18 protein-coding genes are annotated in these 23,199 nt (G+C 55.8%); 8 read left to right on the top strand and 10 right to left on the bottom strand.

Translation table 11 applies throughout. The features are described 5' to 3' along the window. Window positions 1-164: 164 nt before the first annotated feature. Window positions 165-2,051, bottom strand: a complete 1,887-nt coding sequence (locus NR114_RS00765) for a sigma-54-dependent Fis family transcriptional regulator (RefSeq protein WP_048761398.1) — start codon at window positions 2,049-2,051, stop codon at window positions 165-167. A gap of 274 nt (window positions 2,052-2,325) precedes the next feature. Between NR114_RS00765 and ssuD the strand changes: the two genes are divergently transcribed. From ssuD to NR114_RS00745, 4 genes are all read left to right on the top strand, one after another. Next, entirely contained in the window at window positions 2,326-3,486 is a 1,161-nt protein-coding gene (gene ssuD, locus NR114_RS00760) for an FMNH2-dependent alkanesulfonate monooxygenase (protein WP_256813874.1), read from the top strand. Between the two features lie 16 nt (window positions 3,487-3,502). Continuing rightward, the gene (gene sfnG, locus NR114_RS00755; RefSeq protein ID WP_234529542.1) at window positions 3,503-4,594 is read left to right on the top strand and encodes a dimethylsulfone monooxygenase SfnG; all 1,092 of its coding nucleotides are present in this window, start codon (window positions 3,503-3,505) and stop codon (window positions 4,592-4,594) included. Further along, window positions 4,587-5,981 (top strand): FAD/NAD(P)-binding protein, encoded by a 1,395-nt coding sequence (locus tag NR114_RS00750; RefSeq protein ID WP_256813873.1) that lies wholly within the window; start codon window positions 4,587-4,589, stop codon window positions 5,979-5,981. The genes sfnG and NR114_RS00750 overlap by 8 nt, the downstream gene beginning before the upstream one ends. A gap of 483 nt (window positions 5,982-6,464) precedes the next feature. Further along, entirely contained in the window at window positions 6,465-8,111 is a 1,647-nt protein-coding gene (locus NR114_RS00745) for a methyl-accepting chemotaxis protein (protein ID WP_256813872.1), read from the top strand. A 104-nt stretch (window positions 8,112-8,215) separates the two neighbouring features. Here NR114_RS00745 and NR114_RS00740 read toward each other — a convergent pair whose 3' ends face one another. The 7 genes from NR114_RS00740 to NR114_RS00710 all read right to left on the bottom strand — a co-directional run bounded on the left by NR114_RS00740 (window position 8,216) and on the right by NR114_RS00710 (window position 16,580). Further along, window positions 8,216-8,680 carry a DUF1456 family protein gene (locus NR114_RS00740; RefSeq protein WP_020825833.1) on the bottom strand — a complete coding sequence of 155 codons (465 nt, stop codon included), beginning with the start codon at window positions 8,678-8,680 and terminating at the stop codon, window positions 8,216-8,218. 279 nt (window positions 8,681-8,959) lie between these two features. After that, window positions 8,960-11,527 carry a putative mucin/carbohydrate-binding domain-containing protein gene (locus tag NR114_RS00735; protein ID WP_234529539.1) on the bottom strand — a complete coding sequence of 856 codons (2,568 nt, stop codon included), beginning with the start codon at window positions 11,525-11,527 and terminating at the stop codon, window positions 8,960-8,962. A 271-nt stretch (window positions 11,528-11,798) separates the two neighbouring features. Then, entirely contained in the window at window positions 11,799-12,698 is a 900-nt protein-coding gene (gene phnE, locus NR114_RS00730) for a phosphonate ABC transporter, permease protein PhnE (RefSeq protein WP_041414326.1), read from the bottom strand. Continuing rightward, a complete protein-coding gene (gene phnE, locus NR114_RS00725; RefSeq protein ID WP_020825830.1) occupies window positions 12,695-13,558 on the bottom strand; it encodes a phosphonate ABC transporter, permease protein PhnE in 864 nt (287 codons plus the stop codon). Before phnE (NR114_RS00725) ends, phnE (NR114_RS00730) begins: the two co-directional genes overlap by 4 nt. A gap of 58 nt (window positions 13,559-13,616) precedes the next feature. Next, window positions 13,617-14,549: a phosphonate ABC transporter substrate-binding protein gene (gene phnD, locus NR114_RS00720; protein WP_020825829.1), complete on the bottom strand. Its 933-nt coding sequence runs from the start codon at window positions 14,547-14,549 to the stop codon at window positions 13,617-13,619. A gap of 51 nt (window positions 14,550-14,600) precedes the next feature. Continuing rightward, on the bottom strand, window positions 14,601-15,434 hold the full coding sequence (gene phnC / locus NR114_RS00715) for a phosphonate ABC transporter ATP-binding protein (RefSeq protein ID WP_020825828.1): 834 nt from the start codon (window positions 15,432-15,434) through the stop codon (window positions 14,601-14,603). A gap of 120 nt (window positions 15,435-15,554) precedes the next feature. After that, window positions 15,555-16,580, bottom strand: coding sequence for a zinc-binding alcohol dehydrogenase family protein (locus NR114_RS00710; protein ID WP_256813871.1), 1,026 nt, complete (start codon window positions 16,578-16,580; stop codon window positions 15,555-15,557). Window positions 16,581-16,721: 141 nt separating this feature from the next. Here NR114_RS00710 and NR114_RS00705 point away from each other — a divergent pair, with 141 nt between their 5' ends. Next, window positions 16,722-17,627 carry a GntR family transcriptional regulator gene (locus NR114_RS00705; RefSeq protein ID WP_116690943.1) on the top strand — a complete coding sequence of 302 codons (906 nt, stop codon included), beginning with the start codon at window positions 16,722-16,724 and terminating at the stop codon, window positions 17,625-17,627. Window positions 17,628-17,845: 218 nt separating this feature from the next. Beyond that, complete coding sequence (locus NR114_RS00700) at window positions 17,846-19,204, top strand: MFS transporter (RefSeq protein ID WP_256813870.1); 1,359 nt, start codon at window positions 17,846-17,848, stop codon at window positions 19,202-19,204. A gap of 43 nt (window positions 19,205-19,247) precedes the next feature. On the opposite strand, the gene trpS is transcribed toward NR114_RS00700, so the two are convergent. Next, the gene (trpS, locus tag NR114_RS00695; RefSeq protein WP_256813869.1) at window positions 19,248-20,255 is read right to left on the bottom strand and encodes a tryptophan--tRNA ligase; all 1,008 of its coding nucleotides are present in this window, start codon (window positions 20,253-20,255) and stop codon (window positions 19,248-19,250) included. Window positions 20,256-20,412: 157 nt separating this feature from the next. Then, window positions 20,413-21,348 (bottom strand): LysR family transcriptional regulator, encoded by a 936-nt coding sequence (locus NR114_RS00690; RefSeq protein WP_020825823.1) that lies wholly within the window; start codon window positions 21,346-21,348, stop codon window positions 20,413-20,415. Between the two features lie 129 nt (window positions 21,349-21,477). On the opposite strand from NR114_RS00690, the gene NR114_RS00685 reads away from it, so the two are divergent. Both NR114_RS00685 and NR114_RS00680 read left to right on the top strand, forming a co-directional pair. Beyond that, on the top strand, window positions 21,478-22,224 hold the full coding sequence (locus NR114_RS00685; RefSeq protein ID WP_129942149.1) for an SDR family NAD(P)-dependent oxidoreductase: 747 nt from the start codon (window positions 21,478-21,480) through the stop codon (window positions 22,222-22,224). 81 nt (window positions 22,225-22,305) lie between these two features. Beyond that, window positions 22,306-23,181 carry an NAD(P)-dependent oxidoreductase gene (locus NR114_RS00680; protein ID WP_256813868.1) on the top strand — a complete coding sequence of 292 codons (876 nt, stop codon included), beginning with the start codon at window positions 22,306-22,308 and terminating at the stop codon, window positions 23,179-23,181. Window positions 23,182-23,199 lie beyond the last annotated feature (18 nt).

Here is a 23,199-nt window from a genome sequence, read left to right as displayed (position 1 = left end):
GTATACTTTCTGTTATTACAGCGCTGGCGGGGCTTTCTGGTATGCACCACGCTCTCGACTCACACGGCTAAATGCCGCTTTTCGATTGATCACAAACAAGCCGCAGCCCACTTTGATGAATGCATTAGCGCCAAGGGAACTGGGTTGATGACGGAAGTAACCCGTCACTGCCATATCGCCTCGCGAACTTTAATCGCTCGGGGTAACAGCCCCAAAGCGTAAAAACGATCGGCTATCGCCTGCTGCTGGCGAATGATATTTAAATCCATTCGGCGTGTCTGATGGCTGCGGCGAGCCAGTGCGTGGGTGAGCGAGGGGATACCTTGTCCCAGTTCGGCCGACAGCAGCGTTGCCGCTTCGTCGCGATGGGCGTCAATATAGCGCCCGGTTTGTTCCAGCGCCGCCATCAGGCCGTGCAGCAAATCGGAAGAGTGGCCGGCGAAATCGCGGTGAGCAAGATAGAACTGATGGTTGCTCACCCGCCCTACGCCGTTGGCGATAACCCTGAACTGCCCGCTTTGTTCGGCATCGCTCAGCAAGGGATCCCACATCATCCAGGCATCCACCGCATGATGATCGCTGGGGGTCAGCGGGTATTTTGGCGGCGCATAAACCACCCGTACGTCTTCCAGCGTCAATCCGGCTTCATCAAGGATCTGCAACAGCAGATAATGCACATTGGAGCCTTTATTGACCGCAATCCGCTTTCCGCGCAGGTCGGCAAGAGTGCGGATCGGGCTGTTGTCGGTAACCAGCAACGCCACGCTTTGTGGTGCGGCCGGTTCCCAGGCAACGTACAGCAATGGGCTGTTGCCGGCCTGAGCAAATAAAGGAGGAACCTCGCCGGTGGTGCCAAAATCGATCTCTCGGTTAGTCAGGGCATGCAGCAACTGAGGACCGGCAGGAAACTCGCTCCACAACACGCTCACCCCACTGTCGGCCAGGCGCGCCTCCAGCGACTGGCGGGCCTTGAGTATTCCCAGGTTGCCAAACTTCTGGTAACCAATACGCAGTTCGCGTTCGCGGCTGCCGGTCTCCCGGCCTGATTTTAACGCCGTGCCGCCGGCGCTTCTCCTGGCTTTGATTAAGCCAAGATGCCCCAGATGGGTACGCAGCGTATTACGGCTGATGCCCAACAGCGCCGCGGCCTGCAACTGGTTACCCTGGCTCAGTTCAAAAGCATTGCGCACCAGCGAGTCGATCACCCGCTGGTAGAGGGGGCCATCGTTACCCGCCAACTGCTGGCGAAGAAAGCTGTCCAGCGAAGCATCCCCCTGAGGCGGCAAGCTGGCCATTTCAGCGCTTAGCCTCAGCTGTTGCGGCGTAATCAGCGGTGCTTTGCTGAGCAGCACCGCATTATGCAGGGTGTTTTCCAGCTCGCGGATATTCCCCGGCCACGGGTAATCCATCAGTGTGGCCAGCGCCTCTGCGCTAAGACGCAGCTGAGGGCGCCCCAACCGCCGCGCGTACAGCGTCAGGAAATGCTCAGCCAACAGTGGAATATCCTGCCGCCGCTGGCGCAAGGGAGGCAGAGTGACGGCGGCCACGTTGAGCCGGTAATAAAGATCTTCACGAAAGCGGCGTTCGCGGATGGCATTCGCCAGATCCACATGGGTAGCGGCCACGACGCGGACGTTCACTTTTACCGGCCGATGGGAGCCCACTCGGGTCACTTCCCGTTCTTGCAATACACGCAGCAGCTTTACCTGTAGCGGCAGGCTTAACTCACCGATTTCATCCAGCAGCAAGGTGCCCCCTTCTGCCGCCTCGAACCACCCCTGGTGGCGATCCACCGCCCCGGTGAAAGCACCTTTCTCATGTCCAAACAGTTCCGACTCGGCAAGGCTCTCCGTCAGCGCGCCACAGTTCACCGCCAGAAAGGGGCGATCGCGCCTTAGGCTGTGATGGTGCAGATAGCGGGCCATTAGCTCCTTACCCGTGCCGGTTTCGCCCACGATAAGCACGGTGGCGTCCGTCGGAGCCAGACGATCCAGAACGTTTTGGAAGGCAAGAGAAGCGGGGTCAATTAATCGCGGACCGGAGCTTTGCATCGTCGATACCTTTAAGGGAACAGTACAGAAACAATACCGACAGCGGCCAGACAAGACGAGAGGCTCGACCGCCCCCGTTGCTGCAAATGCAACAGCCTGCCATCAGTCACTGCTGCATTTGCAGCAAAACCGTCCACGGCAAAAATCGCTAACCCGTTAATAGATAAGAACAAAAATAACCAATCATTTTGGCATGCTTTCTGCTTGGTTGTTTATAACCAAGCATGGATATTCTATTGAATAAATTAAGATATCGTTATATAGGAAATGACTAATGAGCGAACGGCAGGCGCAAAACATCAACATATTCTGGTTCTTACCGACCCACGGCGACGGCCGTTATCTGGGCACGACCGAGGGCGGAAGAGCCGTAGATCTGCCTTATTTGCAACAGGTTGCGCTGGCGGCAGACAACCTTGGCTATTACGGCGTGCTGATCCCAACCGGCAAAAGCTGCGAGGATTCCTGGCTGGTCGCTGCCGCACTCGCCCCCCTCACCAAACGTCTGCGCTATCTGGTCGCCGTGCGCCCTGGGTTGCAGCCCCCGAGCCTTGCCGCGCGGATGGCCGCCACGCTGGATCGCCTTTCGGAGGGACGTCTGTTAATCAACGTGGTGACCGGTGGCGATCCCGTCGAGAACAAAGGCGATGGGATCTTCCTCAGTCACGCCGAGCGCTATCAGGTCACCCGCGAGTTTCTGGAGGTCTATTCTCGCCTGCTGAAAGGCGAAAAGGTCGATTTTCAGGGCGATTATTTGCGGGTTGAAGGCGCTGAAGTGCTGTTCCCGCCGGTACAGGAGAACGGGCCACCGCTATTTTTTGGCGGCTCGTCAGAGGAAGCGCTGGAGGTAGCGGCGAGCCAGATTGACACCTATCTCACCTGGGGAGAACCGGTTGAGCAGGTGGCGGAGAAAATTGCCGTGGTGCGTCGGCGCGCACAGGAGCGCGGACGCACGCTGGACTACGGCATTCGCCTGCACGTCATTGTTCGGGAAACGGAAGAGGAAGCCTGGGCTGCCGCCGACAAACTGATTGCCCATTTGGATGATGACACCATCGCCGCCGCACAGAAAATTTTCTCGCGTATGGACTCGACCGGACAGGCCCGCATGAGCGCACTGCACGGTGGCTCGAAGGACAGCTTGCGCATCGCCCCCAACTTATGGGCAGGCGTGGGGCTGGTGCGCGGCGGCGCAGGTACCGCATTGGTCGGCAATCCACAACAGGTTGCCGAACGCATCCGTGAATATCAGGCATTGGGGATCACTAATTTTATTTTCTCGGGTTATCCGCACCTGGAAGAGGCTCATCGGTTTGCCGAATTGGTAATGCCGCTGTTGCCGCTGGCGGGCAACGTCGAAAAACGTCAGCGCACGGTTAACACCGGGCCATTTGGAGAAACCATCGGCGGCGATCGTCGTCCGGTGAAAAAGTGAAACTGAGGAGAAAACCATGAGCAATGAACCGATCAAGTTCGCCTACTGGGTCCCTAACGTGTCGGGTGGCCTGGTGATCAGCCAAATCCCTCAGCGCACCAGTTGGGATGCAAACTATAACCGCAAGCTGGCGCAAATTGCCGAGCGCGCCGGGTTTGACTATGCCCTGACGCAGATCCGCTTTACCGCCGGCTATGGCGCGGATAATCAACATGAGTCGGTGACATTTTCACAGGACTTGCTGGGAGCGACGGAGAAGCTCAAGGTCATCGCCGCCCTGTTGCCGGGCCCATGGAATCCAACCCTCGCCGCCAAACAGATTGCCACCATCAGCCATCTGTCCAACGCGCGTATTGCGGTCAATATCGTCAGCGGTTGGTTCCGGGGCGAGTTCAAAGCCATTGGCGAACCCTGGCTGGATCACGAGGAGCGCTATCTGCGTTCGGAAGAGTTCATTCGCTGCCTGCAGGGCATCTGGCAGCAGGACAGCTTCACTTTTGCCGGTGATTTCTACCGCTTCCGCGACTATTCGCTGAAGCCGAAACCGCTGGATCCGCAACCGGAGATTTTCCAGGGAGGCAGTTCAAGAGCCGCGCGGGATATGGCCGCGCGAGTGTCCGACTGGTACTTCACCAACGGCAACACCCCGGAAGGTATCCGTCAGCAGGTTGAAGATATCCAGCTAAAAGCCGCCGAAAATCAGCACGAGGTCAAGATCGGCGTCAATGGCTTCGTCATTGCCCGCCAAACGGAGCAGGAAGCGCAAAGCGTACTGCGTGATATCCTGGACAATGCGAATCCGGATGCGGTGAAAGGGTTCCAGTCTGAGGTGAAAAATGCCGGTAGCGCCTCCCCTGAGGGGGAAGGTAACTGGGCGAAATCGACGCTGGAGGATTTGGTGCAATATAACGATGGCTTCAAAACCAACCTGATTGGCACCCCGCAGCAGATAGCGGAGCGGATCGTCGAACTCAAACAAGCCGGCGTGGATCTGATGCTGCTGGGCTTCCTGCATTTTCAGGAAGAGGTGGAGTTCTTTGGCCGCGAAGTGATCCCCCGGGTTCGCGAGCTGGAACGCCAACAGCAACCGGTGTTAAGTCATGGCTGATCGGCAGATTGTCATCATTGGCGGCGGCTTTAGCGGTACCGCGCTGGCTATTCATCTGGCGCGGTTGGGCCAATCCGGCCTGAAGGTGATCGTTATCGAGCCTCGAGCCCAGTTGGCTCAGGGCGTGGCTTATGGCACGGTCGACCCGGCGCATCGCATAAACGTCCCTGCCGCACGTATGCAGCTTTCCGCCGCCGAAGAAGGTGACTTCGACCGCTGGCTGAGGGCGGAGGGAGGCCTCATACAGGATGACAAAGCGCTCTGGAGTGATGGCAGCCTTTATCCGCAACGGGGACGGTTTGCCGCCTATATCGTCGACAAGCTGGCCGCTGCGCTGGAAACATCGCCAGTAGAGGTCACCCATGTTCAGGATTATGCCGTGGCGCTGCAAAATGCAGAGGTGCTGACGGCCTCCGGGGATAGATATCGCGCGGATGAGGTGGTGCTGGCCATCAGCCACCCGCCCCCTGACGTACCGAGACAACTACAGCAGGTGCCGCAAGACCATCCAGGCCTTATCGCCAACCCGTGGCGGACAGATGCGTTAATCGAGGTGGAGAAGAGTGCGCGGGTGGCTATCATCGGTTCCGGATTAACCATGTCTGACGTGGTGGCATCGCTTGACCGCCAGGGGCATCGTGGGCCGATCCTGGCATTCTCGCGCCGCGGCCTGCTGCCCCGGCCAAATCTGACCGGTGAGTCGCCGCCTCGCCAGCTTGATTATCGGCGTCCACAGGCCGACAGCGCCCGCGCCTGGCTGCGGCGAGTCCGACAGGAAGTAGCGCTGGCCGCCAAGGAAGGCCTGCCCTGGCAAGGGGTACTGGATGACATACGGCTGAACGGACAGCAGATTTGGCAACGGCTTTCGCTGAAAGAACAGCGGCGTTTTCTACGCCATCTGCGTCCATGGTGGGACGTGCACCGTTACCGCATTGCACCGCAGGTCAGTGAGGTATTGTCCCTGCTACAGCAAAATGGGCGCCTTAAGGTGCTGGCCGCCAGCCTTAAGCAGGTTGAGGTAGACAAAGAAACGCTCATTCTGACGGTGAAGGCACGCGGTAAAGCCGCCACGGAAACTCTGCGGGTGGATAAACTGATTGTCACAACTGGCCCGGCGCACGGTGCGTTGCTCAACAGCGATACGCTGCTGAAGCAGCTCGCAGCGGAAGGGGCTATCCAGCCCGATCCGCTGGCGCTGGGAATTTGGGTTGATGCCCACTCGCGAGCGATTGATCGCCAGGGAAAAAGTAACGATCGTCTCTACGTGGCAGGCCCCGCCGCTCGCGGACGCTTCGGTGAACTGATGGGGTTGCCGCAGGTGGCGCAACACGCAGAATCGCTGGCGCAGCAATTGCTCGGCGCTTCGCCAATCCCCCCTGCGAGCTGAAGCCGTTGACAAAGTGCTCTGTTGTTTAATGGTAGGGGCGCTGCATGCTGCGCCCAATAGCATAATCAATGAATTAAATCGGGTCGAATATGTTCGACCCCTACCGGTTTAGCCTTTTCGAGCGTTTGTCAGCAGTCTGAGCCCTGTTTGGGTTTGGCTGCACCGCCATCAAAATAGAAACATGATTAATAATTACCTGGAAAAATAAATACGCTCCGTTACAAAATCTTAAGCTATTTTCCCTCGAGGTATCGCTATTACTTTACTGCCGGGCTTTGGATAATAGGTCTCAGGCCAGTTCATGTTATCTGTATGTTTCAACTAAAAACGAAAAGTTAAAAACAAAGATATTATGGCACTCAAATCCCGCCCCCAATTAATCACTAAAGTTTTATCGTAATCTGCCGAAAACACACAGCACTTCTCGCGGCAAAATAGTGTTATTTGCCGCACTGGCACCTCACTGAAATCTCAGGTTGTACTATGTTTGAACGATTAAAAATCTCCCACGGGCTAATGGGGATTTTAACCCTATTCTGTATTATTCAGATATTCTCCGGCGCATGGAGCATTCTGGATGCCTCAGGCACCAATAACCGCATTACACAAATCTCCTCCGGCTTTAATCAAATCATGGCAATGGATAATGCCTACGCTTCCGTTACCGAGATCCGTGAAGACGTGCTGAAAGATGCCTTGATGCTCAGCACGCAGCCACAAAATCACAATGCAAAAAAATCTCTGGGCGAACTTCGCCAGCGCCTCACTGAAGTTGATAAATTGATGGAAGAATTTTATCAACTGTCACTGAAGGATCAGGATGAACAAGCGCGGACCAAGAACGTCAAGAATCTGTATGAAAAAGCACGCGGCGACCTGCTTAAATTAATTATCAGCCTGGAAGATGGCGATATCTCCCGTTTCCAAACAATTATGCACAATAGCTCAGCCACGCATTTCATGTCTGCGCTTGATGAGACCTCAGCCTACGTTGCCAACGATATTATTACTCCAGCGGGTATTGCGGCACAGGACAGTTACCATAAAATGGTGCCTTTATCGTTGACGTTTATTTTCATCTTTATTCTGCTAACCGGCGTGGTACTGGTCTGGATCAGAAAATATGTGATCAACAAAATCAATCAGATTATCGACTATCAAGCTGAAATTGCACACGGAAATTTGGCGATAGAAATTAATGCCAGTGGGAATAATGAAATTGGCAAGCTGATGCAAGGCCTCGTCAATATGCGTGATGAGCTGGCGAATACCGTCAGCGCCGTCCGTTCAGGCACGCAAAATATTTATACCGGCGTGCAGGAAATTGCCGCGGGTAACAACGACCTCTCAAGCCGCACGGAAGAACAGGCAAGTTCACTGGAAGAAACGGCGGCCAGCATGGAGCAGCTTTCTGCTACGGTGAAAAACAACGCAGAGAGCGCCGGCGCTGCCACTTCGTTGGTGAAAAGCGCTTCGCAAAGTGCCATCAACGGCGGCGAGATTACTCGCAAAATGGTGGTCACCATGAGCGATATCGCCGACAGCTCACGCAAAATTGGTGATATCACCAGCGTCATTGACGGCATTGCCTTCCAAACCAATATTTTGGCCCTGAATGCGGCAGTGGAAGCGGCGCGTGCAGGTGAACAAGGCCGTGGCTTTGCCGTGGTCGCCGGTGAAGTGCGCAACCTTGCACAGCGCAGCGCTCAGGCAGCCAAAGAAATTAAAACGCTGATTGATACGTCGGTGCTGCGCGTCAGTCAGGGCAACGATCTGGTAGAGAACGTTAACGGAGCCATGACGGAGATTGTAACCGCCATCGGTCAGGTCACGGAAACCATGCAGGAGATCTCAAGCGCCTCAGAAGAGCAGAGCCGTGGGATTGCACAGATCGCGCAGGCCGTTAACGAAATGGATAAGGTGACCCAGCAGAATGCCGCGCTGGTTGAACAATCAGCTTCCGCCGCCAGTGCGCTGGAAGATCAGGCCAATCACTTGAACCAAACCGTCGCCGTTTTCAAACTATCCACGTCCGTGCCCGCCGCGATTAATGTCCGGCCGCAGGTTATTACCGCAGCGAAAGGACCAGCGGTTGCCGATGACGACGCGGAGAATTGGAGCCGTTTTTGAGGCGCTAAATAAGAGTTAAGCTCGATTTTGGTTCATATCGCAGAAAGAACAACGCCAACAGGATGTTGGCGTTGGGCAGCGGGTTTCATCAATGGTGGCGTAACTTATGCGCCGCGAAGACGTTGCGCCAAACCTTTGAGGAAATAACGCAGCATCTGATCGCCGCACGGGCGGAAGTTTTTGGTGCCTTCTTTGCGGAACAGCGCACTTAGCTCCGGCTTGGAAATGCGGAAATCTACGGCGGTGAAAATCTGATGCATGTCGGTATCTTTCAACTCAAACGCCACGCGCAGCTTTTTCAACACCAGGTTATTGGTGATCGGCAGTTCCACTTCCGGCGCCGGGAACTTGTCGTCCTTGCCGCGTTTGAAAAACACCAGACCGTTCAGGAAGTGAGCCATCACTTCGTCCGGGCACTTCTCGAAACCTGGCTCACCTTCTTTGATGACGTAAGCACCCATTGCCGAGACCGCAACATCGAAATTATCCAGCTTGATAATCTCGACCATTTTCGCGTCGTTAATACTCAGCATGTAGCGCACGCTGCGCAGCACGTCATTGTTGATCATAGAATTGCCTTTAGCTTGTAAACCGGAAGGCGTGCTCGCGTTGTTAAATCAAATAAGTGCCGCACGCCTTGAATATGTGCGGCAGTATAAGGATCAGTGCAGGGTTTCTCAATCGATTTGGCTTTTGGGTTATCAAACCGGCACCATATATATACCCTAAATAATTGGAGTTGCATCAAGGCGGCAAGGGAGCGCATCCCGATGAGCTTACTGTAGTAAGTGATTCGGGTAAGTGAGCGCAGCCAACACAGAGGCAGCTTCAAGTATGACGGGTATAGGTTATTCAGCCATCCGCTCCAACCCCACCGGCGTGAGGCAATAGCTCTGCTGCTTGCCCTTTTCAGCCAGCCGGACATGCTGCATCTCGTTGGTGATAATCAGGCGGTTATCCGGTTCCTCATGACGCAGTTGGATCACCTCGCCGCCGTAGCCGGAAATTGGCAACACGACCGAACGAGCCTGTTGCTCCTGGTTACCCACCACCTCATCGCTATACAGTACGTTTCCTTCCGCATCCGTGTAGCTAACGGCCGCATAAACATCCGTGAAGTAATGATGTGCAATCCCTGCCCCAATCGACAGGGTGAAAGTTTTCTTCACCAAATCGACCGTACCGGTCAGGAACTGACGATCGCCAATGCCTTTGCCGGCAATGGTAAAGGCATTGCCCAGGTGATCTCCCGGCCGGGTATTGTGAGCCGGAATGCAGTCCTGATAGCTTGCCGATAACTGCTCGCGCTGCGGGCTGTCGAAGGTATTGATCGCCAGATAGATATCGTCTTTAAACTCACTGAACGGCGCTAAATAGGCCTGACGGTATTCACGCAGACGCTGTACCGCTGCCTCAAGACGCACCAACAGAGCTGCCTGCGGATCTCCCGACAAGGTTTCGTTCTTCAATCCGTATTGGGTGATCGTCAATACGTTGGTTTTATTTTTATTATCAATGATATCCGGAGAGGCCGGTGCCACCCGTACGCGTCCCGGCTCCACATGATAGATTTCAATTTTGTCGCCGACGGCAAGAGGCAACTCATCATGGCTCAGGCTCGCGGCGGTACCCTGGATATCCTTGCTGAAGATCACCGCATCTTGTGCATTGCGCAGGGTGATTTTGGCATAGGTCTCTCCGGGGAAGTAAGAGTGCGGTTCCTTGCTGGTAACGTCAATCACCACTTTGCCCCAGCCGCGATCGGCCACAACCGTGGCGAAAACGGCATCACTCAGCCCCAACAGGTTAATTTCTTGCGTAGCGATCGGCGACGCAACTTTTTTAACCAAACCGAGCTTCAGCGCGTTATCGCCCTGTTTCAGCACCAGGTAACCCTGGGCCAACTGATACTTCCGGTCTTTGCCGGTAGGCAGTCGCAGGGTATAAACGCCAATCGGTAGCTCTTTCAGCACCAGGGTTGGGCTGTCGATCCGCATTTTGCGAACGTAACGGGCCCCTTCCAGCAGGATCAGATCTTCGCCGTAAATCTGGGTGAAATCGTCAATGTCAAAGCTCAGGGTAACGTTGCCTTTCAGACCGGTAGCCTTCAACTGGGCTGAATCCACCAGACGCAGGGTGGAGTCCAGCTTCAACTGCGTTTTCACCTCATCAAGATCCTGCGCGGCAACCAATTGATAGAGAGGATAAACCGCTTTCGCATGGCTAAAGACATTACGCTTCTGCTGGACCGGTGTGACGTAGCCGCCGACCAGTTGGATAAATGGCGTAACGTCAATCTGCTCGCCGGAGACCGCAAAGCTTTCGCTGAGCATATCCAGCAGCGCATGTTCGGAAGGAACAAAGCCTGGGGTGTTGCAACTTTTACGGTATTGCTGATTAAAGTGGGTGAAGGCATTTTTGCCCGCCTTATCCACCATCAGAACCGCAAAGTAGAGTTTCGAGCGCAGGTCCCATTGATTAAGCGGGGTAGCGTTGGCGATAAAATCGACAATAACCTTCTCCACGCCGGCCATATCGCCATGCGCATACAACCAGCCTTCTTGATATTTGCGCGCCCCCAGCATCACGTCCTGATAACAGGCAGCATAGATATTGTTCCACATCTCACCGGTGGCGAAGTATTTATCGCCCATAAAATGGCCCTGATAACCATGGGCAATTTCATGCAGGCTTCCCCAGTTATTGTCTTTCGGGGTTAGCCAGAAACTGCTGACCGAATTACTGGTTTCCGCCGTCCAACGACCACCGTAATAAGCAGCGCCGGCGCCATTTTTATCGGCCTTAATAAAGTAGCGGTTTTTGATATTAAGATCTGAAGCATTCTCAGCCTCGAATGACACCCCCGCCAGCGCATTATAAAAAGTGAAAATGCGATCGTAATAGGCGATCAGGCCGTCGATGTTTTTAGCTTCGCCCAGCGCCTTCAGCTCTTTTTTGCTGATTTTTGGCACCAGCAGCGCCGCGTAGTCGGACTCGACAAGTGCAAATTCCGCATCCTGATTATCCCAGCGGGCGAAGAACGCCGTTTCGTTTTCGCCTTTACGGTAGACCGGCAAGATTTTCGACGTGTCCGGGTACTCAACCTCCACGACGGGCGCCCCAGCCGCGTATGGCGTGTCGATAAACGGCACGGATACGGCCTTCACGCTGGCCTCAACCCAGCTGCTGCCGATAGTGAATTCGGCCTCGGTTTTGCTGTCGTCGTTCAGCAAGCGCAGCTTCAGCTTGCCGCTAAAGGCCGCATTGGTCTGGCGAACTCGCACCACTTGGCCGGCGGCGAGAATAATCCCCAGATGTTGACGATCGTGGTCAATCCCTTTGCTCATGCCCGCAGCATCTAACCAAACGGGTCGCGTCAAAGTATAAAGTGATTTTGATTTAGTGATAGTTGGCATCCTGCATTCCTCAAGGTTATTTTGTCCTCTAACAGACCTGGATAAAATAATTAAGAATGCACTTACGCACTAATCGATAGCGATTACTGAAGTACCACACAACACATAGAACAGCGAGGGGGATAAATCCCATAAAATAAAAAGGCGCAACGGTGACATTGCGCCTTAATCATAATTACCTGGCTATTTATACGCTGCGTTAATCTTGTAAGTGGATAACGCAGCATCAGAAGCCAAATATGTCCAACCGCCAGTGAAATAGTATCGGGGCTTAATCGATTTGGCTTTTCTGCTGGTACAACGGAATGTCTTCGCCGATGATGTATTTATTACGCAGGATCGACGACACCTTATCCATAATCATCACCACCACCACCAGGATCAGCGTGATAAACATCACGACGTCCCAATTCCACAGCCGCATGTTTTCCGCATACACCAACCCTATGCCGCCGGCCCCCACAAAGCCCAGCACTGCCGCCGAGCGGGTATTGGATTCAATCTGGTAAAGGCTTAACGCCAGAAAGGTCGGGAACGACTGGGTAAAGATACCGTAACGGTGCTTTTGCAGGCCGTTGGCCCCCACCGCCGTCAGACCACGACTCGGGGATTTATCGACCGCCTCATGCCCTTCCGCATACAGTTTTCCGAGTAGCCCAACGTCCTGCATCACGATCGCCAGCACCCCGGCCAGCGGCCCCATACCAACCGCGCGGACAAAAATAAGCCCCCAGATCGCCATATCGATGCCACGAAAAATATCTAAAAACCGCCGCACCACCACCGATATGGGTCGCAACAGCGGCGTTGACATCACGTTGCGCGCTGCGAAGAACGACAGCGGCAAGGCGATCAGCGAAGCGGTAATGGTCCCGGCGAACACGATGCCGATGGTGATGAAAATCTGCTGGAAATAGTACATGAACGGCCAGTTGACGAAATCATGCCAGACGAACATGCGCATAAAATAGCGGCCAAGCTGATGGCATCCGTTAACGAACTGCGGCCAGGAGATGCCGAAAAACTGGAAGAAGAACAGGTAATACAGCGCGATCGCTACCGCGATGATGCCGACGGTGCGCAGGTAGCGACGCTGCTGCGAGAATATTTCCGGATGCTGCTGCTTGAGCGCCTGCATTCCTTCCGCCGTGAGCGTTGGTGCTGTGATCATTTTTTCCCCTCCACGACCCGTTTGCGCAGTTCGCCCGAGGCATAGTCCAGCAGCGAAACCACCAGAATAATCAGCAGCAGCGTCATGCTGACCTGGTCATAGCGATCGAGTTTGATATTGGTCATCAGCTCTTGGCCGATGCCGCCCGCCCCCACCAGCCCCAAAATGGTCGACTGACGGAAGTTGATTTCCAGGCGCATAAAGCTGTACGACAAGAAGACCGGTTTTACCTGCGGCCAAAGGCCAAACCGCATGCGCTGCAGCGGCGTCGCGCCACAGGCCGCCAGCCCACGTACCGGCTTGTTGGACGCGGTTTCGATCGATTCATAAAACAGTTTGGTCAGGCTGCCGATGGTGTGCAGCGCCAGGGCTAAAAAGCCCGGAATGGCGCCGATGCCAAACGCCATCACGAACATGACCGCCCAGGCCAGCTCCGGCATGGTGCGCAAAAACGCCACCAGCGTTCGGATTGCCAGCCGCAACGACGCCGGGCTGTGGGTATTATTGGCCGCCAGGAATGCCAGCGCCCCCGCCACCAGTACCGAAAGAATGGTGGCCGCCAGCGCCAGCTGCAGCGTTTCCCAAATCAGCGGCAGTTGGATATTCAACCGATAACCCCAGTAGGCCAAAGAGCCTTCGGTGCGGCCATCGGCGAACAGCAGATTCCAATGCAGGGTGGGGATGGTTTCCGCCAGATAATCAAAGAAGTGAGGAATGGAGACCCACACGGTGTGCAGGTTAAACTCGGCGATGCTGCCAGCGCCCAGGTAGAGCGCCACCAGACCGAGCGACCAAAACAGCGTCTCGCGCTTTTGCTTGCTGCGGATCTGTTGGTAGTAGTGCGCAAAATCTGTATTCAAAATAGGTTTCCGACGTGAGGAATTCAGCGGGGCTCGACCAGGCCGAGCCCCGTCAGCATTAACGGTCGCCTTTGGTCAGCTCACGTTTCATGTCGATGATGTTCTGGTATTCCGCCAGAGTAGTGTCACCGATGTGCTGTTTACCGCCCATGGCCTTGATGAAGCACTGGTGATCGTCCTTATCCAGCTTCTTGATGGCCGTCACGACCTTGGCTTTGAAATCAGCCGGCAGCGAGTTGCTCACTAGGATTGGGCCATTCGGGATCAGCGGCGACTGCCAGATAATGCGCAGCTGTTTCATCAGATCGGGATGGTCCATACGGATCATGCGGTTGAACGCGCCGCTGGTATAGCCGGTGTTGTAGTCGCCGATCATCGACGCCCAGGTCACCGCGCCTTCGAACTGGCCGTTCAGCACGCCAAGGATGTCCTGCTCATGGCCGCCGGAGAAGGTGACGCTAGAGAAGGCGTTGTTATATTTATTGTCTACCGTGCCGCCGAACAGTTTCTTGAACTCCTGGTTCGGGATCAGGAAACCGGAAGTGGAATCCGGATCGGCGAAGCCAATGGCCTTGCCCTTCAGATCTTCCAGCTTTTTATACGGGCTACCGGCTTTAACCACTACCACGGAGTGGTAACCGCGAGATTGGTCTACGTCGTCAATCGCGATGCCGACGATATCTACCGCTTTCGGATCCTTGATATAGACCGAGGCAAACGACGACGGTGACATGCTCAGCACCAGATCGATTTTGCCGCCCAGCAGGCCCTGGATCACGCCAGAATAGTCAGAGGAGTTGCGCAGCTTGGTGTCCACGTTCAGTTCCTTGTCCAGGAACTGCTTCACGCACTGGTTGTCGCCGATTTGCTGGGTGGCGTTCTGTCCGCCAAGAATGCCCAGATTCAGTTCTTTAGGTGCATCCGCTGCGGCAGCATTAAATACCATCATCGCGCCGGCCATCACTGTGGTCAGACTCAATACTTTTTTCATTACAATGCCTTGTGTGTGTAAAGGTAAAAGTGAAGATAAAGGTTCTGGTGGTTAATGGATCTGATTGGCTTCCTCGCCGTACAGTTGGTGCAGTATCCGTTCGTTCAATTGCGAAGGGTGGCCGTCAAACACGATCTTGCCCTGTGCAATGCCGATCACCCGGGTGCAATACTCTTTTACCAACTCGACCGAGTGCAGGTTCACCATCACTGCGATGTCGTTTTCGCTGACTTTTTGCAGCGCATCCATAATGCGACGGGTATTTTTCGGATCGAGCGACGCCACCGGCTCATCGGCCAGCAGGATTTTGGGGTTTTGCATCAGCGCGCGGCAGATCGCCACTCGCTGCATCTGACCGCCTGACAGGTTTTCGGCGCGCTGCAGGGCATGCGGCAGCATATTGAGCCATTGCAACAGCTCGATAGCACGGGCGCGGTCGGTATCGTCAAACAGTTTGAAGAAGGATTTCAGGGTCGAGGTGTGGCTCAGTCGCCCCAACAGCACGTTGGTCATCACGTCCAGCCGTGGCACCAGGCAGAAGTCCTGGAAAATCATGCCGCAGCGGGCACGCCATTGCCGCATCTGACGAGGGGAAAGCTGCGCGATATCCTGAGCTACGCCGTCATCCTCAAAATGCAGCATCTCGCCACAGCTCGAAGGAATGGTGCCGTTCAGGGTATGCAGCAAGGTGGATTTGCCGGCGCCGGAACGCCCGATCACCGCCACGAATTCACCGACGTGCAGATCGAAGTTGATGTCATCCAGCACGCGATGCTGAGATTTATACGCTTTTCCCAAACCTTTAACCGATAACACTTTTTGTAGTTGAACCGGTTGCTGCCCTGGAAAATCGGTTGGTGCCAGTTTTAACAGTGCCTGAGCCATATGATTTCTCTGGTTTCAGTGACTAATCATTATGGGCACCTATTAACGGATAAGTTTATGACAACGGGATGATGCTTTTATGGCCGGGAAATGACGCGTGCCATCATTTCCCGCTGGGGCTTATTGAAAGTGAATGACACCCTTAATTAACTGCCTGTTGTTGATCACCAGCGCTTCGTAATGCTCCGCCAGGGTATCGAAATCAAAATGGTGTGAAAGCATCATCTGCGCGGTGATTTTCCCTGCCGCCATCAGCCGCCCCACCTTGGCAAAGTCTTCGCCGGTCGCGTTGCGGCTGCCCATCAGGGTAGTTTCCTTTTTATGGAACTCCGGATCGGAGAACTGCAGGTCGCCCTTAAACAAGCCGACAAACACGATGCTGCCGCCGTGACGAATCAGATCGACGGCGTGGTTCATCGCCTGCGGGTTGCCGGTGGCGTCAATCACCTTGGCGGCCAATTTGCCGTCGAACTGGCCGCGCAGCGCCGCATCAAAGCGTTCATCCTGCGGATCAAGCGTTGGTAACTGCAACACCTGCTCGACGTGCCGCCGACGCTCGGCGCTGGTATCCGCCACCACCACCTGCGCGCCATCGGCTTTGGCGATCGCCGCGACGCCCAGCCCGATAGGCCCGGCACCTACCACCAGCAGCTGATCGTCCGCCGCAATCCCGGCACGACGCACTGCATGAGCGCTGATGGCAAAGGGCTCAATCAGCGCCGCCGCTTCAGCAGCCACATCGTCCACCGCCAGCAGGTTGCCGATCGGCACGCTGAGGTATTCGCAAAAACCGCCATCCTGATGAACACCCATCACCGAAATATTCTCGCAGCAGTTGGTTTTGCCACTTTGGCAGGCGCCACAGCGGTGGCAAGAAATATACGGCATTACCGCCACCCGCTGGCCCACCTGCCAGTCAGTGGTGTTATTGCCGACGCTGACAATTTCACCGCATATTTCATGGCCCAATACGCGTGGATAACTGAAGAAAGGCTGATGACCGGACCAGGCATGAATATCCGTGCCGCAAATGCCGACGGTGATTATTTTGATCACCACTTCCTGCGCGGCAGGAAAAGGCACCGGACGCCGTTGATAAACTAATTTTGTCGGCTGCTCACACACTAAGGTTTTCATTGTTGTCATCGTTTTTCCTCCACTAATGATGAGGAGGTTATTAAATAAAAACCGGAGCGCCGCCGATATGTTCAGACAAATCTGTGAGGTATCGCTAAATAAACCGATTTAAATTGGTTTTAAATGCATAAAAAACACCTGAGGCACAGCATGAGCAGAACCCAAAACCTGCGGCAAAACGTGGTAAACCAGATGATCGACAGCATCAATAACGGCCACCTGCGCTCGCCGCTACCGTCTCAGGCCGCCCTGGCCGAAATGTACAACATCAGCCGCACCACCGTGCGCCATACGCTGGCGCACTTGTCCCAGTGTGGCGTGCTGGAAAAAGTTGGCGATGACTACGTTATTTTACGCCGGGCACTGCCGCAAGATGGCTTCGACTGCCAGAGCCTTTCTCTTGATGAACAGGGGAAAAAGTTTGAAAAGGCGTTCTACCAAATGATCAACCAAAAGCAGCTGCGCGCTGGCGACACCTTCAGCGAACTGCAGCTGTCGCGGGCGGTCAACGTGAGCCCGGTGGTGGTGCGGGAGTTTCTGCTGCACTTCAGCCGTTACAACCTGATCGACAGCGTCCAGCGCGGTCAGTGGAGCATGAAGAAATTTGATCAACGCTACGCCGAACAGCTGTTTGAGTTGCGCCAGATGCTGGAAACGCACGCCCTTTCCCATTTTATCAATCTGCCGATGCACGACGAGCGCTGGCTGCAGGCCAAAGAGCTGCTGAGCCGTCACCGCCAACTGCGGGAAAACATCAGCGACAACTATCGCCTGTTTTCCCAATTGGATCGCGATTTCCACGGGCTGATCCTCTCCGCCGCCAACAACCCGTTCTTTAACCAGTCGCTGGAGATCATTTCCGTGATTTTCCATTTCCACTACCAGTGGGATGAAACCGATCTTAAACAGCGCAATATCGTCGCCATTGAAGAACACATGACTATTCTCAGCGCGTTGATCTGCCGTAACGATCAGGAAGCCATCAACGGCCTGCACCGCCATCTGGACACCGCCAAGCAGTCCATGATCCGCTCGATCAATCAGAGCATCGCCTGATTCGGGGTGGCGCTCTTTATTGATAAAAAACACCCCCACAGCATTTAAAACCGATAAAAAGCAGCAAAATATTGGCTGCTGCACGGAACCGCGACAAAACACACCGCCAACTCCATTTCGCCCACTAGGCTTACTGCCGACCACCTGCTAATGCACTTCCCAGGGGAATACCCGGAATAAAAAATATTATTAATGCGAAATTCTGGAGGCAAAGAAAGATGGAAAGAACCCATACCGTCGATAGCGGAAAACCACAAACGGATCCCTATTCCGATAACATAATTCCTATGCCGCCGGATGGCATGTTAGTCCGCTCGGCAAAAATTAAAAAAATCCAAACTACGGCCATGTTGTTGCTATTTCTGGCGGCAATAATCAATTTTCTCGATCGCAGCTCGCTCTCAGTGGCGAACTCCACCATTCGGGAAGAAATGGGGCTGAGCGGTACCGAAATCGGCTTGCTGCTGTCGGCTTTTTCATTGGCCTACGGCATCGCCCAACTGCCCTGCGGGCCGCTGTTGGATCGAAAAGGCCCACGTCTGATGCTGGGGATCGGGATGTTTGTCTGGTCGCTATTTCAAACGCTGTCCGGCATGATCCATAACTTCACCCAGTTTATCTGGGTACGTATCGGGCTGGGGATCGGCGAAGCGCCAATGAATCCGTGTGGTGTAAAGGTGATCAATGACTGGTTCAACATTAAAGATCGCGGCATGCCCATGGGCATTTTCAATGCCGCTTCGACCATCGGGCTGGCGATCAGCCCGCCGATCCTCACGGCCATGATGCTGGCCTTCGGCTGGCGCGGTATGTTCATCACCATCGGCGTGTTGGGGATCGCCCTGTCGATCGGCTGGTACATGCTGTACCGCAACCGGCAGGACGTCAGCCTGAGTGCTCAGGAACAGGCCTATCTGAACGCCGGTAGCGTCAGCGCGCGGCCTGAACCGATGAACTTTCGCGAGTGGCGTGGGCTATTCAAAAACCGCACCATGTGGGGCATGATGATCGGCTTTAGCGGCATCAACTACACCGCCTGGCTGTATCTGGCCTGGCTGCCGGGTTACCTGCAAACCACTTACCATCTGGACCTGAAAAGCACCGGGCTAATGAGTGCCATCCCCTTCCTGTTTGGCGCCGCAGGTATGTTGTCGAACGGTTTCGTCACCGACTTTTTAGTTCGGCGTGGAATGGCACCGCTGAAAAGCCGCAAAATTTGCATTGTGGCCGGCATGCTGCTGTCCGCGTCCTTTACCGCCGTGGTTGCCCAGGCTACCACCACCTACAGCGCGGTGTTGTTGATCGGCATGGCGCTGTTTTGTATCCACTTTGCCGGCACCTCCTGCTGGGGCCTGATCCACGTGGCGGTAACCTCGCGCATGACGGCCTCCGTCGGCAGCATTCAAAACTTCGCCAGCTTTATCTTCGCTTCGTTCGCGCCGGTGGTCACCGGCTGGATCCTCGATACCACCCACTCTTTCAACCTGGCGCTCATCCTCTGTTCCTGCTTCACCCTGATAGGTGCACTGTCGTATATCTTCGTAGTTAAACACCCGATCGTTGACAGCGCCGCCTAAGGATTTCACCCCGCCGCCCTCTCCCACGGTTGAGGGCGTGCGTTCAACACAGGCTAAAGAAATCCAGCCCCAACGCGCCTTTCACCTGTGCCAGCGTCTGCTTGCTGATCTTATCGGCACGCTGGGTGCCCTGCTGCAGAATGCGCAACAGCTCGCCCTTGTCGGCCAGATACTCGGCCCGACGGGTACGGATTGGTTCCAGCAGGCTTTGCAGGCAATCTTCCAACAGGCGTTTGATTTTCATGTCCCCCAGCCCGCCACGACGATATTGCGCCTTCAGATCGGCAACCAGATCGGCATCCTCACAGAAAGCATCCAGATAGGTGAACACCATATTGCCCTCCACGCGGCCGGGATCCTTAACGTTCAGGTGACCAGGATCGGTAAACATGCTCATAACCGCCTTGTGCACCTGCTCGGCATCGGCGCCCAGAGTAATGGTGTTGCCGCGCGATTTCGACATCTTGCCCTGCCCATCCAGCCCCGGCAGGCGGCCGACGTTGCTCAGCAACGGCTGGCATTCCGTCAGTACCGGTCTGCCAACGATGCGATTAAAACGCCGCACGATCTCGTTGGTCTGCTCCAGCATTGGTAGCTGATCGTCACCAACCGGCACGTGGGTCGCGCCAAATGCGGTGATGTCCGCCGCCTGGCTGACCGGGTAAACCAGAAAACCGGCCGGCAGGCTGCGGGAAAAGTCTTTTTCGATAATTTCGCTTTTCACTGTGGGGTTGCGCTCCAGCCGTGCCACGCTGACCAGATTGAGATAATACATGGTCAGCTCAGCCAGCGCCGGCAGCGCGGATTGCAGGCAAATCGTGGTTTTCTGCGGATCGATGCCGACCGCCAGGTAGTCGGCGACCAGATTCAGCACGTTGGCGCTGATTTTTTGCGGATTGTTGCCGTTATCGGTCAGCCCCTGCAGGTCCGCGACCAGCACCGTTTGCTGATGCTGTTGTTGCAGCTCAACGCGCTGGCGCAAGGATCCGACGTAGTGGCCTAAATGCAGGGATCCGGTGGCGCGATCGCCGGTCAAAATGGTGTAGCTCATTGCATTGCTCCTGAAAGTAAATACACCACCGGATCAACGCAATAAAAATGCCGCCAGAACCGGCGGCATTGAAAAGAGGTGTGAATACCCGTGCCGCCTTCAGAGGAGGCGCCACCAAGACCGGCTGTGAGTGGAGTGCATCGGCATATTCATGCTTTTAAGGTATCCCCCCACTGCGCCGGTTGTCAATAACCGCACGCTGCCAGGCCGCCGCCTGTTCGCCGGCGATACGACAAAATGCCTCGATCAGCGGTGAAGGGGTGCGTAACGCCAGCGCCAGCGTATAGGGCACCGGGCTACCTGCGCCACTCAGTTCGCGGAACACCACACCGGGTGATTTCAGTACCGCAAACAGAGCCGGCATCAGTGCAATCCCCACCCCACCGGCCACCAGCCCGCCGATGGTTTGCATCTGCCGAGCTTCCTGCACGATACGCGGGCTGAACCCCGCCACCGCACAGGCCTGCAAAATCGCCGCGTGCATCCCCGGCCCATAATGTGCCGGAAACAGCACCCAGGGCTGATCGGCCAAATCGCTCAGCGTCACGTGCCGTTGCGTCGCCAAAGGGTGGTGATCTGGCAGCGCCAGCACCATGCGATCCTGTAAAAAAGGCAGAATCTGCAGCTCATCCTGTGGCGCTATCGGCAGGACCACCATGCCGATATCGGCGCGATCGTCGCGCAGCGCGATCAACTGTTCGGCGGTGGTGGCCTCCTGCAAATGAAACTCCGCCTGCGGGTGCGCCTGACGAAACTGGCGCAGGATCCCCGGCAACAGGGCATTGACCGTGCTATCGACAAAGGTCAACCGCAGCGATTCCGTCAGGCCACGCGCCGCACGTCGGGTATTGCCAAGGGTGCGCTCAAACTGCGCCAAGGTCCGCCGCGCCTCGATCAGAAACACCTGCCCAGCTTCGGTGATGCGCGTGATCCGGTTGCCGCGTTCCAGTAAGGGGACACCCAGTTCCTGCTCAATCTTTCTGATGGCGGCCGTCAACGGCGGCTGCGCCATGTGCAAACGCTCGGCGGCGCGGTGAAAGCTCATCTCTTCGGCGACGGCGACAAATTGCCGCAGTTGGCGTAGCTCAATCACGTGATACCTTTTTCGTATTTTGGAAGCATAAATAGAGTATTGGATGTATCGATAGCGAAAGCCAATACTTTCCGAACCCTCAAGTTCTGCGCCATTCCGGCGTGGACCACGGGCACAGGAGAATCAGCTATGACGCAACGTACAGCGGTGATTACCGGCGGATCCAGCGGTATTGGACTGGCCATCGCCCAGCAACTGGCACAACAGGATTACCGCATCGCCATCGTGGCGCGTAACCCTCAACGCCTGCAACAGGCGGCGCAGCAAATTGGCCACGGCACCCGCTATTATGCGGCGGACTTGAGCCAACGTGGCGCGGTGGAAGAAGTGGCCGCCCAGTTGGCCGCCGATCTGGGCACTTTGGATGTGCTGATCAACAACGCCGGTTTTACCCGGGTGATTGCCGCCGATACGCCCCTGGCGCAGGCCGAGCAGGAATGGGACGCGGTGATCGACGGAAACCTGAAAAGTACCTTTTTGTTTACGTTGGCGATGTTGCCGTACCTGCGTAAACCGGGCGGTCGCATCATCAACCTGAGTTCGATCGCCGCCCAATGCGGCAGCGGCAGCGCCGGTGCTCTGGGCTACTCTGCCGCCAAGGCCGGCGTGCAAGGTTTTACCCTCAGCCTGGCACGCGAACTGGGCGAAGCAGGCATCACGGTTAACGCCATTGCGCCGGGCTTTATCGCCGATACTCGCTTTTTCGGTACCGGTTTGCCGCAGGATCGCATTGACGCCATCGCGGCCGAAACACCGATGGGGCGCACCGGCCGGGTAGAGGATATCGCCAGCGCCGCGCTGTGGCTGGCTTCGAAAGAGGCCTCTTTCATCACCGGAACCGTTACCTCGATTAACGGGGGGGCGCGGGTCGGTTAAGAAAGCGTTACATTCCGCCATTTGCGTTCTCCGAGCGTCGCGTTAGGGTGAAGGAAGATAACCTGAGAAAAGGAACGCGATATGAAGATCGGATTTGCCGGCCTGGGCGGTATGGGCAGCGCGATGGCCGCCAACCTGTTGCAGGCTGGCTATGGGGTAAAGGTATGGAACCGTTCGCCCCAGGCAGCGCAGCCTTTGGTGAGCGCCGGGGCCGTGCAGGCTCGGCAGCCGGAAGAACTGGCGGAGGTGGACGTACTGATCACCATGCTGGCCAACGATGCCGCCACCGAGCAGGTAGTGGTGGAAAGCGGGCTGCTGCAACAGCTGCGGGCGGGAGCGATTCACATCAATATGGCGACGGTCTCGGTGGCGTTGGCCAAACGGCTGGCGTTGCTGCACGCGGAGCGCAACGTCGGTTATATCGCCGCACCGGTGTTGGGGCGGGTGGACGTAGCCGCAGCCGGCAAGCTGAATATTCTGGCGGCGGGCGATCCGCTGTTGCTCGCCAAAGTGCAGCCGCTGTTTGAGGTGCTCGGCCAGCAGACCTGGCATTTTGGCGATGAGCCCGAGCAGGCCAACATCGTTAAAATCGCCGCCAATTTCACGTTGGCCAGCGCCATTGAGGCGATGGCGGAAGGCAGTGCACTGGTGCGCAACTACGGCGTTTCCGGCGCGGATTATCTGCACATGCTCACCAGTACCCTGTTTGCCTCTCCGGCTTACAAGGGTTATGGAGGGTTGATCGCCGAAGAAAAGTTTGAACCTGCGGGTTTTAAATTAAGCCTGGGGATGAAAGACGTCGGCCTGGCGCTAGAGGCCGGTGCCAACAGCCACACGCCAATGCCGTTCGCCAGCGTGCTAAAGGACAACTTCCTCGACGCGGTGGCGCAAGGCGACGCAGATTTGGATTGGTCGGCATTGGCCAAAGTGGCGGCACGCAGAGCCGGATTGAAGTAATCCTGATAGGCCCGGATC

This window comes from Serratia sp. Ser99 (assembly GCF_024519545.1).
Classification (GTDB): domain Bacteria; phylum Pseudomonadota; class Gammaproteobacteria; order Enterobacterales; family Enterobacteriaceae; genus Serratia; species Serratia liquefaciens.
This window is presented reverse-complemented; position numbering and strand designations above follow the sequence as displayed.